General features: G+C 68.7%; 16 protein-coding genes (1 of these 16 cut by a window edge). 8 read left to right on the top strand and 8 right to left on the bottom strand.

The features are described from left to right. Both ACMGER_RS06955 and ychF read left to right on the top strand, forming a co-directional pair. Nucleotides 1-1335, top strand: the 3' portion of a protein-coding gene (locus ACMGER_RS06955) for a lipopolysaccharide biosynthesis protein (RefSeq protein WP_436811361.1). 141 nt of this gene lie to the left of the window's left edge; the window shows 1335 of its 1476 coding nt (coding positions 142-1476); the start codon falls outside the window, past its left edge; the stop codon is at nt 1333-1335. A 58-nt stretch (nt 1336-1393) separates the two neighbouring features. Beyond that, nucleotides 1394-2494 carry a redox-regulated ATPase YchF gene (gene ychF, locus ACMGER_RS06950; RefSeq protein ID WP_436811360.1) on the top strand — a complete coding sequence of 367 codons (1101 nt, stop codon included), beginning with the start codon at nt 1394-1396 and terminating at the stop codon, nt 2492-2494. A 6-nt stretch (nt 2495-2500) separates the two neighbouring features. On the opposite strand, the gene ACMGER_RS06945 is transcribed toward ychF, so the two are convergent. Beyond that, complete coding sequence (locus tag ACMGER_RS06945; protein ID WP_436811359.1) at nt 2501-3976, bottom strand: alpha/beta fold hydrolase; 1476 nt, start codon at nt 3974-3976, stop codon at nt 2501-2503. Between the two features lie 111 nt (nt 3977-4087). Between ACMGER_RS06945 and ACMGER_RS06940 the strand changes: the two genes are divergently transcribed. From ACMGER_RS06940 to ACMGER_RS06930, 3 genes are all read left to right on the top strand, one after another. After that, the gene (locus ACMGER_RS06940) at nt 4088-4273 is read left to right on the top strand and encodes a hypothetical protein (protein WP_436811358.1); all 186 of its coding nucleotides are present in this window, start codon (nt 4088-4090) and stop codon (nt 4271-4273) included. 64 nt (nt 4274-4337) lie between these two features. Next, nucleotides 4338-5624 (top strand): alkaline phosphatase family protein, encoded by a 1287-nt coding sequence (locus ACMGER_RS06935; RefSeq protein ID WP_436811357.1) that lies wholly within the window; start codon nt 4338-4340, stop codon nt 5622-5624. Between the two features lie 49 nt (nt 5625-5673). After that, nucleotides 5674-6138, top strand: coding sequence for a MaoC family dehydratase (locus ACMGER_RS06930; protein ID WP_436811356.1), 465 nt, complete (start codon nt 5674-5676; stop codon nt 6136-6138). Nucleotides 6139-6279: 141 nt separating this feature from the next. On the opposite strand, the gene ACMGER_RS06925 is transcribed toward ACMGER_RS06930, so the two are convergent. The 5 genes from ACMGER_RS06925 to petA all read right to left on the bottom strand — a co-directional run bounded on the left by ACMGER_RS06925 (nt 6280) and on the right by petA (nt 10375). Further along, nucleotides 6280-6867 carry a hypothetical protein gene (locus ACMGER_RS06925; protein WP_436811355.1) on the bottom strand — a complete coding sequence of 196 codons (588 nt, stop codon included), beginning with the start codon at nt 6865-6867 and terminating at the stop codon, nt 6280-6282. Between the two features lie 89 nt (nt 6868-6956). Continuing rightward, nucleotides 6957-7493, bottom strand: coding sequence for an adenine phosphoribosyltransferase (locus tag ACMGER_RS06920; RefSeq protein ID WP_436811354.1), 537 nt, complete (start codon nt 7491-7493; stop codon nt 6957-6959). 107 nt (nt 7494-7600) lie between these two features. Further along, nucleotides 7601-8449, bottom strand: coding sequence for a cytochrome c1 (locus ACMGER_RS06915; protein ID WP_436811353.1), 849 nt, complete (start codon nt 8447-8449; stop codon nt 7601-7603). Between the two features lie 15 nt (nt 8450-8464). Beyond that, nucleotides 8465-9775, bottom strand: coding sequence for a cytochrome b (locus tag ACMGER_RS06910; RefSeq protein ID WP_436811352.1), 1311 nt, complete (start codon nt 9773-9775; stop codon nt 8465-8467). Nucleotides 9776-9790: 15 nt separating this feature from the next. After that, complete coding sequence (gene petA / locus ACMGER_RS06905; RefSeq protein ID WP_436811351.1) at nt 9791-10375, bottom strand: ubiquinol-cytochrome c reductase iron-sulfur subunit; 585 nt, start codon at nt 10373-10375, stop codon at nt 9791-9793. A gap of 167 nt (nt 10376-10542) precedes the next feature. Between petA and ACMGER_RS06900 the strand changes: the two genes are divergently transcribed. From ACMGER_RS06900 to ACMGER_RS06890, 3 genes are all read left to right on the top strand, one after another. Further along, nucleotides 10543-10992 carry a tRNA (cytidine(34)-2'-O)-methyltransferase gene (locus tag ACMGER_RS06900; RefSeq protein WP_436811350.1) on the top strand — a complete coding sequence of 150 codons (450 nt, stop codon included), beginning with the start codon at nt 10543-10545 and terminating at the stop codon, nt 10990-10992. A 154-nt stretch (nt 10993-11146) separates the two neighbouring features. After that, nucleotides 11147-11989: an oxygen-dependent coproporphyrinogen oxidase gene (hemF, locus tag ACMGER_RS06895; protein ID WP_436811349.1), complete on the top strand. Its 843-nt coding sequence runs from the start codon at nt 11147-11149 to the stop codon at nt 11987-11989. Further along, nucleotides 11980-12573: a GNAT family N-acetyltransferase gene (locus ACMGER_RS06890; protein WP_436811348.1), complete on the top strand. Its 594-nt coding sequence runs from the start codon at nt 11980-11982 to the stop codon at nt 12571-12573. The genes hemF and ACMGER_RS06890 overlap by 10 nt, the downstream gene beginning before the upstream one ends. Here the strand turns inward: ACMGER_RS06890 and ACMGER_RS06885 are convergent. Together ACMGER_RS06885 and ACMGER_RS06880 are read right to left on the bottom strand one after the other, a co-directional pair. After that, nucleotides 12543-13307 carry a hypothetical protein gene (locus tag ACMGER_RS06885; RefSeq protein WP_436811347.1) on the bottom strand — a complete coding sequence of 255 codons (765 nt, stop codon included), beginning with the start codon at nt 13305-13307 and terminating at the stop codon, nt 12543-12545. The genes ACMGER_RS06890 and ACMGER_RS06885 overlap by 31 nt on opposite strands. Next, entirely contained in the window at nt 13304-14149 is an 846-nt protein-coding gene (locus ACMGER_RS06880; RefSeq protein WP_436811346.1) for a hypothetical protein, read from the bottom strand. Before ACMGER_RS06880 ends, ACMGER_RS06885 begins: the two co-directional genes overlap by 4 nt. Between the last annotated feature and the right edge of the window lie 20 nt (nt 14150-14169).

Genomic DNA, 14169 nt, shown 5'->3' with positions numbered 1-14169 from the left:
ATCCTGAGCCCGGCCGATTACGGGCTGTTCGCGATGACGCAGGTCGTGCTGGTCCTGCTCAACATGCTCAATGGCTACGGCCTCGCCAGCGCGCTGATCCAGAAGGCCGATGCGGATCGCCACGCAGTTCGGCAGCTGTTCGGGATGCTGATCCTGCTGAACTTCGGCCTCGGCCTTGCGCAGGTCGCGCTGGCACCGCTTGCCGCCGCCTATTTCCGCCAGCCCGAGGTCGCCATGCTGCTGCGCGTGCAGGCGCTGCTCTATGTGACGACGCCGTTCATCGCCCTGCCCTTCGCCTTGCTCGCGCGCGAGATGGATTTCCGCAAGCAGGCGAGCGTGAACATCATCGCGGCGGTGGCCGGAGCGATTGCTGCACTCGCGGGCGCGCTCGCGGGCCTCGGGGTGTGGACGCTGGTCGTGGCGCCCCTCGCGCTGTTCACGACGCGGGCGATCGGGATGATGACTGCGGCGCGCGCATGGATGTGGCCGAGCTTCGACTTCCGCGGCGCCGGTGCCATGGCGCGCTACGGCGGGCTGATGGCGGCGGGGCAGCTGTTCTGGTTCGTGCAGAGCCAGGCCGACGTGTTCATCGCCGGCCGCCATCTCGATGCGCATTGGCTCGGCATCTATACGACCAGCCTGTTCCTGACGCAGATCTTCGTGTCGAAGTTCGTGCCGGCGCTGAACGAGGTGGCCTTCTCGGCCTATGCCCGAATCCAGCACGATCGCGAATCGGTCGCGCGGGCGTTCCTGACCGGTGCGCGATTGGTGATGGTGGTGGCGATGCCCTTCTACATGGGGCTGGCCGCGGTCGCCGATCCGCTGGTCCATGTCATGCTCGGGCCGAAGTGGCTGGAGGCGGGGCGGATCGTCGCGCTGCTCGCACTGGCGATGCCGTTCATGACGTTGCAGGTGCTGTTCGCGCCGGCGAGCGACGCTTGCGGCAAGCCGGCGATCAGCGCGCGCAACAGCGCGACCGGGGCGATCGTCCTGCCGGTCGCCTTCCTGATCGGGATCCAATGGGGCGTGACGGGAATTGCGATCGCCTGGATCGCCGCCTATCCCTTCTATCTCGCGATCAGCGCGTGGCGGACGCTGCCGGTGATCGGAGTCACCTTGTCCGCGCTCGCTCGCGCGATCGCCCCGCCGGTGCTCGCCGCGCTGGCGATGGCGGTGGTGGTGCTGTTCGTCGATCGCGGGTTACCTGCGCTGGCGCCGCCGGCGCACCTCTCGATCCTGATCGCGGTAGGGGGAATGGCCTATCTCGCGGGCCTGCTCGCCTTCGCCCGCACGGTTGTTGCCGAAGTGGTGAGCCTGATCCGACACCGCGGCTAGCGCGCGCCGCGCATTCCCCCTATCTGGCGCGCTTTCCGGATCAGACGAAAGCGCATCCATGGGTTTCCGCTGCGGCATCGTCGGCCTGCCCAACGTCGGCAAGTCGACGCTCTTCAACGCTCTCACCGAAACCGCCGCGGCGCAGGCGGCGAACTATCCCTTCTGCACGATCGAGCCCAACGTCGGGAACGTCGCGGTGCCCGACCCACGGCTCCATACGCTGGCGGAGATCGCCCATTCGGCCAAGGTCGTCGAGACGCAGCTCGGCTTCGTCGACATCGCCGGGCTGGTGCGCGGCGCGAGCAAGGGCGAAGGGCTCGGCAACCAGTTCCTCGGCAACATCCGCGAGGTGGACGCGATCGTCCATGTCCTGCGCTGCTTCGAGGACGACGACATCCAGCACGTCGACAACAGGGTCGACCCCATTGCCGACGCCGAGACGGTCGAGACCGAGCTGATGCTCGCCGACCTCGAGAGCCTCGAGAAGCGCGTGCCCAACTTCGTCAAGAAGGGCCAGCAGGGCGACAAGGAGGCGAAGATCGCGGCGAGCGTGCTCGGCCAGGCGCTCGAGCTGCTGCGCGACGGCAAGCCGGCGCGGCTGACCGAGCCCAAGGATGCCGAGGAGGCCAAGGTCCTGCAGCAGGCGCAGCTGCTCACCGGCAAGCCGGTGCTGTATGTCTGCAACGTCAACGAGGAGGACGCCGCCCGCGGCAACGCCTATTCCGCGCGCGTGTTCGAAAAGGCGAAGGCCGAAGGTGCCGAGGCGGTGATCGTCTCCGCCGCGATCGAGGCGGAGATCGCGACGATGGCGCCGGACGAGCGCGGCGAGTTCCTGGCCGAGCTAGGGCTCACCGAGACGGGCCTCGCCCGCGTGATCCGCGCCGGCTACGACCTGCTCCACCTCATCACCTTCTTCACCGTCGGCCCCAAGGAGGCGCGCGCCTGGACGGTGCACAAGGGGGCCAAGGCCCCGCAGGCCGCCGGCGCGATCCACACCGACTTCGAACGCGGCTTCATCCGCGCCGAGACGATCGCGTACGACGACTATGTCGCCTACAAGGGCGAGGCCGCCGCCCGCGACGCGGGCAAGCTCCGCGCCGAAGGCAAGGAGTATGTCGTCCAGGACGGCGACGTGATGCTGTTCCGCTTCAACGTCTGAGCCGGATCATCCTTTCGCCGGGAGCGTGAAGCGCACCGGCGCCAGCTCGGCCTCGCGCGGCAGGCCCACGGTGCTGCCGTCGCTGAGGAAGCGCCGCGCCGCCGCAGCGAGATCGGGCCGATCTCGCAGCAATTGCAGCGTGCCGGTGTGTTGTCCGCGATGGACGACGATCGCATGGGCGTTGGGGAACCAGGGCAGCACGTCCTGCAGATTCTCGACCGGCGTGTTGAGGTCCCAATCGCCCTGGACGAACAACACGGGTGTCTCGTCGCGCACGGGGGTACGGAAGGCGTCGCCGAGATCGGCGCTCGGCCAGATGTCCGCAGCGGCGAGATCGATCGCAAAGCCCCAGCTTCCCAGCAGATCGAGTGCGGGGTCGCTGTGCAGCCGGCGCTCGCGCTCGGCGCTGACGCCCGTGGCGGTGTCGATCGCCGGGCGGATCAGGGGCGAGGTGCCGGCTCTCCGTCCCGCGATCACGGCACGCGCCCAATCCTGATAGCGGCCGTTGTAGAGATCGATCACGAACGCGGGCCACCCCGCGGCATCGATCGCGGCATTGCGCAGTCCCTGCTGAAAATCGCCGACGCCGAGCACCACCGTCCCCTCGCCCGGCACGGCGACGGCGACCGGGGCCGCCGCGAGGCGATCGCGCACGGCACGGGCGGCGGCGATCAGTCCCTCCTTCGGCAGAAACGGCCGCAGCGCAGGATCGCGTTCGGCCTCTGCGGTGATCCGCCGCATCGCCGTGAAGACGTGCGAAGGTATGTCATAGCCATTGTCGAGCGGCTCGACCGACGAGAGCAGCGCGCGCGCCACCGTGCCGGGATGGCGCTTCATCACCGCGAAGCTCCATTGCGATCCGAAGCTCGCACCCAGCAGGCTGATCCGCTCATAGCCGAGCGCGCGGCGTACCGCGTCGACGTCGTCGGCGCATTCGGCGATCGTGTAGCCGGCAAGATCACGCCCCGGATTGGCCGCCACCGCCTTACGCGCCACGTCACGGACGATCGCGATATTGGCTTCCACCGTCTCCGGACGGTCGAGCGGCTGAGCCGGATAGGCAAGCTCCAGCATCTCCCCGCGCAGCGTGTAGCCCCGCTGCTCGACGATCACGAGGTCGGCGCCGGCACTATAGTCGAGCCAATAGCGGAGCCGCCGCCGCGCCGCCGGGCTCTGATCGCCGATCGTGTCGAGCAGGGTCACGCCCGGACCGCCGACCAGCAGGAAGACCGGCGGCGCCGTGGTCGGCACCCGCGCCCTGACCCGCAGCACGCCGACGCCGATCGTCCGGCTGTCCGCCCTGGCGCGGTTCTCCGGCACCCGGATCGTGCCCACCTCATAAGGAACCGGCGTACCTTCGATCGCCGTTTCCACGCCGCTTTCGAGCGTCAGCGGCGCCGGCGCCACAAAAGGTGCAGCCTCCACAGGTGTCGCTGCCGACATCAGTCCGCAGGCGATCAGTCCGGACGCCAGGAATCGCACGGGCAGTCCCTCCCCTTCCGTTATCATGCCGCCGGCGAAATGAACGCGCGCTTACGCGTATGCCGACCGATGATTCTTTCCCTTTGGCTAGTGACAGTGTATTATCGGACCATGACTGTTCGTGGCCTCCTTCTGCTCTCGATCGTCTGGACCGCGCCTGCGGGGGCTGCGACCACTGCTCGCGTCGGGCAGCAGCCCGCCGCCGAGCAGAAATGCCCGACCCTGCCGCCGATGCTCGCCGCCGAGCGCCGCTGTCCCAAGCAGCCGGCGATGCTGGTCGGCGAACCCGCCCGCTGATCGCCGCTTCGTCGCCGTCATGAGTGTCACAGGATCGCCGCGAAGCGCTGGCAAGGGCGCGCCCATGCGTTGGATCTCCCGTCTCGCCGCCGCAGCGCTCGCCGCCTGCCTGCAAGCCTGCGTCACTACGCCCGCGAGCGCGCCGGTCACGCCCTCTTCCACCGCTGCCGAGGCGCGGGCGCCGGTCACGATTCTCGTCTCGATCGACGGTTTCCGCGCCGACTATCTCGATCGCGGCATCACGCCGAACCTCTCGAAGCTGGCGGCGGACGGCGTGCGGGCGGCGATGCGGCCGTCCTTCCCGTCCAAGACCTTCCCCAATCACTATGCGCTGGTCACGGGCCTGAGGCCCGACCGCAACGGCATCGTCGCCAACCGGATGGAAGATCCGCGCCGTCCGGGCGAGGCCTTCACCATGGCGAGCGACGACCCGTTCTGGTGGAACGAGGCGACGCCGATCTGGGTCGATGCCGAAAAGGCGGGCGTGCGCACCGCGACGATGTTCTGGCCCGGATCGAACGTGCCGGTCGGCGGGACCAGGGCGGCGAAATGGCCCTATACCGTGACCGGCGGCACGCGGCCTTCCGACTGGCAGCAGTATAACGAGGCGATCTCGCCCGAGCAGCGCATCAACACCATGCTCGACTGGATGCGCCGACCCGCGGCGATCCGGCCGCGCTTCGCCACGCTCTATTTCGAGGAGGTCGATACCGCCGGCCACCTCTACGGACCCGACGACGCGCGGACGAATGCCGCGATCGCCGAAGTCGACCGCGAGATCGGCGCGCTGGTCGAGGGGCTGTCGGCGCTCGGCCAGCCGGCCAACCTCATCATCGTCGCCGATCACGGCATGGCGGCAACCAGCAGCGAACGGGCGATCGCACTCGATACCTTGCTGACGCCGGGGGACTATCGCGTGGTCGAGGCCGGCCCTTATGCCAGCCTGGCCGCCGTGCCGGGGCATGAAGCGAGTCTGGAAGCCAAGCTGCTGAAGCCTCACGACCATATGCAGTGCTGGCGCAAGGCGGCGCTACCGGCTCGCCTGCACTATGGCGCCAACCCGCGCGTCCCGCCCTATCTCTGCCTCGCCGACACGGGCTGGCAGGTGCTGGAGAAAGCGCCGCCCCCCGGCATGAGCGGCGGCAATCATGGCTATGACGGCGAAGCGCCGGAGATGGCGGCGCTGTTCGTCGCCAACGGCCCGGCCTTCGCGGCGGGCAAACGGCTCGCGCCGTTCGACAATGTCGATGTCTATCCGTTGCTTCGCGACTTGCTCGGGTTGCCGGCGGTCAGAAATGTGGACGGCGGCGATTCGGTGTTTCGCGAGGTGCGGACCTCGAACCGGCACTGATCGCCGCGGAGGGCTTGCGTCGGATCGGTTTCGCAGCGAAACTGATCTCATGCGCTACTGGGAAGACATCAAGGTCGGCGACCGGGCTTCGTTCGGCCGTTACGAGGTGACGCGCGAGGAAGTGCTGGACTTTGCGCGCAAATATGATCCGCAGCCCTTCCATCTTTCGGACGAAGCGGCGGCGAAGACGCATTTCCGGCGGCTCGCGGCAAGCGGCTGGCATACCTGCGCGATGACCATGGCGATGAACGTCGCCCATCTGCAGATCGACACCGAGGAGTCGGCGAGCCTCGGCGCGGCGGGCATCGACGAGCTTCGCTGGCTGAGGCCGGTCTATCCCGGCGACGTGCTCCGCTGCGAGGCCGAGATCGTCGAGACCCGCGCGTCGAACAGCCGCCCCGACATGGGCAGCGCCCGCTCCAGGCTGACGGTGTTCAACCAGGACGACGAGCCCGTGATGAGCTTCATCGCGATCGGGCTGTGGCGGCGGCGCCCGGCGGAGAGCGTCGCCTAGAGACTGTTCGGATGACGTGGACTTGTGTGCTCCTGCGAAGGCAGGAGCCCTGGATCACGGAGGGTGCCGTTCCGGCCTGAGCTCCTGCCTTCGCAAGAGCACTGACACTGGTTCGATCCCGAATGGAACGGATTCCAAACGCTACCGGCGGTCGCGGCCGCCGCGCCCGCCGCCGCGGCCGGACCAGCCGCCTCCGCGGCGGCCGTCGCCGCCGATGCTCGGGCTTGGGCGATTGGGCATCGTCGCGCGTGGTTGCCCTTGCTGGCCCTGGCTGCCGCGCCATTGCTCGCGACGCTGCTGCCATTGCTGGCGCTGCTCGGGCGTGAAGCTGCGCCGCCCACCCCAGCGGCCATCGTTGTCGCCGTCGCGGCGGCCGTCCCAACGGCGGCCGTCCCGGTCCCAGCCGCCCCAGTTGGGCCGGTCGCCGCGATTGCCGCGCCACTCGTTGCGGCGGCGCTCCCAATAATAGCGCTGGCGGTCGGTCCAGCGGTGCGGGCGGCGATAGCGATCGTAGACGTAATAGCCGGTGCCCGGATAATAATAGTCGCCGTACCAGCCCCAGTAGGGCGAGCCGCCGTAGCCGTAGTAGCCGCCGTCCCAATAATCGTCGTAATAGCCGCCGGAACCATAGCCGACGGAGACGCCCGAATAGCCGTAGCCATCGGTGCAGGCGGCGAGGCCGATGCCGGCGGCGGCGATCAGCCCGAGATTGCGAAGCGTGCGGATCATTGCTCGAGACTCCCAGATACGCGGGAACATACACCAACCATACGCAAGACTAATGCCAGCGTAACCGTGGAGTCGAGTGCGTTGTTCCGTCAGTGACCTTCGAAGGCGACCAGCGCGGTCACATCGATGCCGTCCGAACGAAGCGCGTCGGCGCCGCCCAGCTCCGGCAGGTCGATCACGAACGCCGCCTGGCCGATCTCGGCGCCGGTCTTGCGGATCAGGCGGACGGCGGCGCGGGCGGTACCGCCGGTCGCGATCAGGTCGTCGACCAGCAGCACGCGCGCGCCCGGCACCAGGGCGTCGGCGTGAATGGTGATGCGATCGGTGCCGTATTCGAGCGCATAGTCCTCGGCGATGGTGGCGCCGGGGAGCTTGCCGTCCTTGCGGATCAGGAGCGCGCCGGTGCCGAGCCGGATCGCGAGCGGCGCGGCGAACAGGAAGCCGCGCGCCTCGATGCCGGCGACCAGGTCGACCGGCCCCTTCACCGCTGCCGCGAGCCGCTCGATCGTGAGCGCAAGGCCACGTGGATCGAGCAGCAGCGTGGTGATGTCGCGGAACATGATCCCGGGCTTGGGGAAGTCCGGGATCGTGCGGATCAGCGCCTTGAGGTCTTCGTTACTGCTCACCGCATACTCCCGTTCGCCCTGAGCTTGCCGAAGGGCGGCCTTGCGATCGTGAGCTCGCCCTTCGACAGGCTCTGGGCGATCGGAGACGCGGGAAGACCCGTCCCGTCCTAGTGCTTCACCCCCCGCCAGACGCTGAGATAGGCGCCATAGGCGAGGAAGCAGAAGATCGCGATGAACACCACCGCGGCCCAGCCCGCGATGTGGCGCGCCTCGAGCTTGGGCTCGGCGGTCCACACCAGGAAGGCGGCGACGTCCTGCGCCATCTGGTCGACGGTCGCCTTGGTGCCGTCCTGATAGGTCACCTGCCCGTCGGTGGTGAGCGGCGGCGGCATCGCGAGGTTGAGGTTGGCGAAATAGGGATTGTAGTGCAGCCCGTTCGGCGTCTTCGCCTCGGGGAAGCGCTTGAGCAGGTCCGCCGGCTGCTCCTGATAGCCGGTCAGCAGCGAATGGATATAGGCCGCGCCGTCGTGCCGCGCCTTGGTCATCAGCGACAGGTCGGGCGGGATCGCGTTGTTGTTGGCGGCGCGGGCGGCGACGTCGTTGGCGAAGGCCAGCGGGAACTTGTCCGCCGGAGTGTTGGGCCGGGTCGCGGGCTCGCCGGTCTCGGGGTTCACCGACGGCTGCGGCGTCGCCCATTGCGCGGCGATCGCCTTCACCTGCGCCTCGTTGTAGCCGATACCCTCGAGATCGCGGAACGCGACCAGGCGGATCGAGTGGCACGCCGCGCAGACTTCCTTGTAGACTTGGAAGCCGCGCTGGAGCTGGCGGGTGTTCTTCGAATAGCCACCGAACGGACCGTCCGAGGCGAGCTTCAGCTCCTTCGGGTGTTCGTGGAACACCGTCTCCGCGGTCGGCTGCGGCGGTTCGGTGATGAGGCCCGAGATGCTGCCGACGAGGGCGATGGCCAGGACCAGCGCGAAGCCCAGGCCGATGATGCCGCCGATGATGCGAACCATGTGCTTTGACGCCCCTTATTCGGCCGGCTGGACGGCGTCGCCGTCGCTCAGCGCCGATTCACTCATGCGATTGCCGCCCTTGCCGGCCATCACCGCCTCGGTGATCGAGTTCGGCAGCGGCCGCGGCCGCTCCATCGCCGAGACGATCGGGATGATGAGGAGGAAGTGCAGGAAGTAGTAGGCCGCGGCGATCTGGCTCGTGATGATGTACGGCGGATCGGCCGGCGCACCGCCGCAATAGCCGAGCACCAGCACGTCGAGCACCAGGATCCAGAAGAAGATGCGGTACGTCGGCCGGTAGTTGGCCGAGCGCACCGGCGAGGTGTCGAGCCACGGCAGGAAGAACAAGAGGACGATCGAGCCGAACATCGCCAGCACGCCCCACAGCTTCGCCGGCAGGATGAAGTCCGCGGTGAAGGCGCGCAGGATCGCGTAGAACGGCCAGAAATACCATTCGGGCACGATGTGCGCAGGGGTCGAGAGCGGGTTGGCCGGGATGTAGTTGTCCGGATGCCCGAGGTAGTTCGGCGCGAAGAAGATCAGCGCCGCGAACACCAGCAAGAAGATGCCGAGCCCGAAGCCGTCCTTCGCGGTGTAATAGGGATGGAACGGCACCGTATCCTGCTCGCCCTTCACCTCGACTCCGGTCGGATTGCCCGAGCCCGGGATGTGCAGCGCCCAGATGTGGAGGATGACGACGCCGGCGATCACGAACGGCAGCAGGTAATGGAGCGAGAAGAAGCGGTTGAGCGCGGCGTTGTCCGGCGCGAAGCCGCCGAGCAGCCACACGCGCACCCACTCGCCGACCACCGGGATCGCTGAGAAGAAGCCAGTGATCACCTGCGCGCCCCAGAAGCTCATCTGCCCCCAGGGCAGGACATAGCCCATGAAGGCGGTCGCCATGATCAGCAGGAAGATGACCACCCCCAGCAGCCACACCATCTCGCGCGGCGCCTTGTACGAGCCGTAGTAGAGCCCGCGGAAGATGTGGATGTAGACCACCGCCAGGAACATGCTGGCGCCGTTGGCGTGCGCATAGCGGAGGAACCAGCCGGCGTTGACGTCGCGCATGATATGCTCGACCGAGTCGAACGCGACGCCGCCGTTCGCGGCATAGTGCATCGCCAGCACGACGCCGGTGACGATCTGGATCACCAGCGCGGCGCCGGCGAGCACGCCGAAGTTCCAGAAATAGTTGAGGTTGCGCGGCACCGGATAGCCCGCGCCGACCGCGTTGTAGACGAGGCGCGGCAGCGGCAGCCGGTCGTCCACCCACTTCATCAGCGGGTGCTTCGGCTCATAATGCTTGGCCCAGGGAAAGCTCATTTCTTCCTTGCCCCCTTAGCCGACCGTGACGACGGTGTCGGACGTGAACGTATAGTCGGGAACGTGCAGGTTCGACGGCGCCGGACCCTGGCGGATGCGGGCGGCGGTGTCGTAGGCCGAGCCGTGGCACGGGCAGAAATAGCCGCCGAACGGCCCCTTGTTCTCGCCCTCGCCCGCCCCGAGCGGCACGCAGCCGAGATGGGTGCAGACGCCCAGCGTGATCAGCCAATTCTTGTGCCCAGGCTTGGTACGCTCGTCGAGCGTCTGCGGATCGCGCAGCGACGAGAGCGGCACCGCGTCCGCCTCGGCGATCTCCTTCGGCGTCAGGTTGCGCACGAACAGCGGCTGCTTGCGGAACTGGGTCTTGATCGCCTGGCCGGGCTGGATCTGCGAGATATCGACCTCGGTGGTCGACTGCGCCAGCACGTCGGCGGAGGGGTTCATCTGGTTGATCAGCGGCAGCGCGACCACGCCGACGCCGACGCCCGCCCAGGCCACCGCGGCGATCTGGAGATAGTCGCGGCGGCGGGGATTCTCGACCTGCTCATGATAGGGCGCTGCGGATTCGCCGGGAGGAACAGCGTCTTCAAGCGTTGCCATGCACTAGCCCTTGCACTCGTAAATCTTGGCGCGGGGAATGCGCCGGGATCGGATACGACGTGGGATACGCCCCGCCGAGCCCCCCGGTGCCCCCGGTGGCTGCGGCCTGATAAACAAGGCCCTCGCGCTTTGCCAACTGCTATTTGCGCCCGCTAAGGGCCGGCCCCATGCGGATCGCCCTCTACCAACCCGATATCGCGGGGAATGTCGGCACCATCCTGCGCACCGCGGCGTGCCTGGGCGTCGGCGTCGACCTGATCGAGCCGATGGGCTTTCCCTGGGGCGACCGCGCGCTGGCGCGCTCGGGCATGGACTATGCGGCGCGGGTGGAGGTGAAGCGCCATGCCGATTGGGCGGCGTTCGCGGCGGAAGTCGACGGGCGGATCGTGCTGGCGACGACCAAGGCTGCGGTGCGGCTCGACGCGGCACGGTTCGAGGCGGGCGACGTGCTGCTGTTCGGCAGCGAGGGCGCGGGCGTGCCGGACACCGTGCACGCGCGGGCCGACCTGCGCGTGGCGATCCCGATGGTGGCGGACATGCGCTCGCTCAACGTCGCGGTGGCGGCGGGGATCGTGCTGGGGGAAGCGCTCCGGCAGACGGAGAGATGGCCTTCCTGAGCTCCTCCCTGCTTGCGGGGAGGGGGACCGCCGCCGAAGGCGGTGGTGGAGGGGGCTCCCCACCAGTGAATCGCTTGCGGCCTGCCCCCTCCACCACGCGCTTCGCTCGCGGTCCCCCTCCCCGTGCCGGGGAGGACCTGTTAGGGGCGCCCTCATGCTCGCTCTCGACCACCAACAATCCGCCGCCCGCGCCTGGTTCGAATCACTGCGTGACACCATCTGCGCCGAGTTCGAGGCGATCGAGCGCGAGGCGGGGTCCGACGCCGCCTTCGCCTACACCCCCTGGGATCGTGCCGACCCTTCGGGCGAACCGGGCGGCGGCGGGGTGCGGGGCCTGATGAAGGGCCGCGTGTTCGAGAAGGTCGGGGTCAACGTCTCGACCGTCGGCGGCACCTTCGAGGGCGACTTCGCCAGGACCATCCACGGCGCCGGCGAAGACCCGCGCTTCTTCGCCACCGGCATCAGCCTGGTCGCGCACATGGCCAATCCGCATGTGCCGGCGGTGCATATGAACACGCGCTTCCTCGTCACCACCAAGCGCTGGTTCGGCGGCGGCGCCGATCTCAACCCGCCGATCCCCTATGAGGAGGACACCGCCGACTTCCACGCGCGACTGAAGGCGGCGTGCGACGCGCACGATCCGGAGCATTATCCGCGCTACAGGAAATGGGCGGACGATTACTTCTACATCCCCCATCGCAAGGTGCCCCGCGGCGTCGGCGGCATTTTCTACGATCATCTGGAAGGTGATTTCGATGCCGGTTTCGCCTTCACGCAGGACGTCGGACGCGCCTTCCTCGACATCTTCCCGAAGATCGTGCGGCGGCGGATGCACATGCCCTTCACCGAGGCGGAGAAGGCGGCGCAACTCGTCTGGCGAGGGCGCTATGCCGAGTTCAACCTGGTCTACGACCGGGGCACCTTGTTCGGGCTCAAGACCGGCGGCAACATCGACGCGATCCTGATGAGCCTGCCGCCGTTGGCCGCATGGGACTGACGCCCGTCCCCGACGGCGAGGTGGCGACGATCGTCACCACGCTCGAGATGCGGACGCGGCCGCCGCTGCGCCCGCTGCCCGATTCGGCGCTGCGGCTGGTCCAGTGGCAGCAGCCTGCTCCCGACAAGTACCGCGCGCTGTTCCGCCGCGTCGGCGAGCCGTGGCTGTGGTTCTCGCGGCTGGCGATGGACGATGCGCGGCTGACCGCGATCATCCATGACCCGCAGGTGGCGGTGTTCGCCGTCACCGATCGCACCGGGATCGAGCTCGGGATGCTCGAGCTCGACTATCGCCATGCCGGCGATTGCGAGCTCGCCTATTTCGGGCTGGTGCCCGAGCTTGCCGGCCGCGGCCACGGCCGCTGGCTGATGGCCGAGGCGCTCCAACGCGCATGGCGCCCGGGCATCGCGCGGGTGTGGGTGCATACCTGCACGCTCGACCATCCGCGTGCACTGGGCTTCTACCGCGCGTCGGGCTTCACTCCGATCCGCCGCACGGTCGAGACCTTCCCCGATCCGCGGCTCACCGGCCTGCTCTCAGCCGATGCCGCGCCTCATGTGCCCCTGCTCGCCAGCCTGCGATAGGCGGCGATCGCGACCAGCGCGGTCGCGACGGTCGCCGCGCTCTCGCTCGCGACCGCGGCGGCCGCGGCAATGCCGAGGGCGATCGGATTGTTCTCCCCGATGCGACCGAGCGCGAGCAGGACGCTGCCGAACACCGACGAGGTCAGCAGGATTCCCGCCAGGATCCAGGCCAGCGGCCAGCCGTTGCCGCGCGTGAGCTGCCAGCTCCGCCCGATCGCGGCGATCGCGCCGATCGGCGCCTCCGCCACCAGCACGGCGACCGCCAGCGACGTGCGCGCGTAGATGTAGAAGATCGGCGCCAGCACCACCACGAACAGCAGCGGCACGGCGAGCGCGATGCCGAGCAGGCCGCTGGTCGGCAGCCCGACCAGGATCATCGCGATCAGGTAGCGCGGCAGCAGCGCGAGCCCGCGCCCCAGCGCGCCGGTCACGGTCGGACGGTTGCGATCGAGATAGAGCGCGACGATCGTCAGGGCGCCCCACAGCCCGATCACGACCGCGAGCACGAACCACCCGCCGTAGCGCCCCACCCAGCCGGCGAACGCCTGACTCCATTGGAGCATGGCCTGCTCGCCGGTCGCGCCCTGCTCGGGCGCCGGCCATTCGGGGATGAGCAGCTGGAGCGCGAGGCGCGGCAGGAACATCGTCAGCCCGGCGACGGGGATGAGCAGCGCGTGGTCGCGGCGCCACAGCGCCCAGGCTTCGCGCAGCAGCGCGGCGAGATCGAGTTTCACGCGGGTTCGCTATCCAGCGGCACGGCCGCCGCGCTTTCGCGCTCGTGCACGACCGCGACATAGAGCTTGGCGACGAAGGCGGTGGCGAGCACGGTGAAGGCCGCCTGCACCGCCGCGACCGCGATCGCGGCGATCACGCTCGCCATCGTCACCGGCCCCTCGCCGCGGCTCAGGAGGCCGAGAATCGACCCGAACACGCTCTGCGCCGCGAGCGAGGCGACGTTGGCGACGACGACGTAGAGCAGGATCACGCCCACCAGCTTCCAGGTGAGCCCGCGGCTCAACGCGAAGGCGCGCGCGATCGCACCGAGGCCGCGCCGTTCGGCGACGATCACCGGCGTGGCCAGCACCAGCCGCGCGCCGAGGAACAGCAGCACGATCAGCAGGACCACCACGTAGAGCGTCACGGTTCCGGCGACGCCTGCGGGCAGGCTGGCCGGATTGGCGCCGATGCGGAGCTGGGTTACGTCCACGCCGCTCGCCGCGAGGATGAACCCGATCGGCAGCAGCAACAGCCCCAGCACGATCGCCACCACGAGGTAGACGCCGATCGCCGACAGCAGCCGCGCGGTCGCCACCCGGCCGGCGCCCCTGCCGGCGGCCGGGTCGATCGCCAGCGCCGAGATGGCGAGTTGGCCCCATACGCCGAGAATCGCGAAAACCAGCGACAGCATCGCGAGCAGCGCCTTCAGCCCGGACCCCGCGGTTGCCCATAACGGCGACAGGCTCCCCGTGATCGAGCTCGGGACGAAGATCGCGAGCAGCGCGATCGGGATGACGATCGCGACATGGTCGCTCAGGAACTCGATCGCGCGGTCCCAGACCGTGCCCATCTTCACCATGCGGCGCCAACTCCCTTGAA

Source organism: Sphingomonas astragali (genome assembly GCF_051400615.1).
Lineage (GTDB): Bacteria > Pseudomonadota > Alphaproteobacteria > Sphingomonadales > Sphingomonadaceae > Sphingomonas.
The sequence above is the reverse complement of the archived record's forward strand: the minus strand, read 5'-3'. Positions and strand labels throughout refer to the sequence as shown.

Coding starts and splice junctions, on each gene's coding strand:
- ACMGER_RS06915 (WP_436811353.1), bottom strand. CDS start 8,449: ATGGTTCGCATCATCGGCGGCATCATCGGCCTGGGCTTCGCGCTGGTC.
- hemF (WP_436811349.1), top strand. CDS start 11,147: ATGCTCGCTCTCGACCACCAACAATCCGCCGCCCGCGCCTGGTTCGAA.
- ACMGER_RS06910 (WP_436811352.1), bottom strand. CDS start 9,775: ATGAGCTTTCCCTGGGCCAAGCATTATGAGCCGAAGCACCCGCTGATG.
- ACMGER_RS06940 (WP_436811358.1), top strand. CDS start 4,088: ATGACTGTTCGTGGCCTCCTTCTGCTCTCGATCGTCTGGACCGCGCCT.
- petA (WP_436811351.1), bottom strand. CDS start 10,375: ATGGCAACGCTTGAAGACGCTGTTCCTCCCGGCGAATCCGCAGCGCCC.
- ACMGER_RS06890 (WP_436811348.1), top strand. CDS start 11,980: ATGGGACTGACGCCCGTCCCCGACGGCGAGGTGGCGACGATCGTCACC.
- ACMGER_RS06925 (WP_436811355.1), bottom strand. CDS start 6,867: ATGATCCGCACGCTTCGCAATCTCGGGCTGATCGCCGCCGCCGGCATC.
- ychF (WP_436811360.1), top strand. CDS start 1,394: ATGGGTTTCCGCTGCGGCATCGTCGGCCTGCCCAACGTCGGCAAGTCG.
- ACMGER_RS06900 (WP_436811350.1), top strand. CDS start 10,543: ATGCGGATCGCCCTCTACCAACCCGATATCGCGGGGAATGTCGGCACC.
- ACMGER_RS06930 (WP_436811356.1), top strand. CDS start 5,674: ATGCGCTACTGGGAAGACATCAAGGTCGGCGACCGGGCTTCGTTCGGC.
- ACMGER_RS06880 (WP_436811346.1), bottom strand. CDS start 14,149: ATGGTGAAGATGGGCACGGTCTGGGACCGCGCGATCGAGTTCCTGAGC.
- ACMGER_RS06935 (WP_436811357.1), top strand. CDS start 4,338: ATGCGTTGGATCTCCCGTCTCGCCGCCGCAGCGCTCGCCGCCTGCCTG.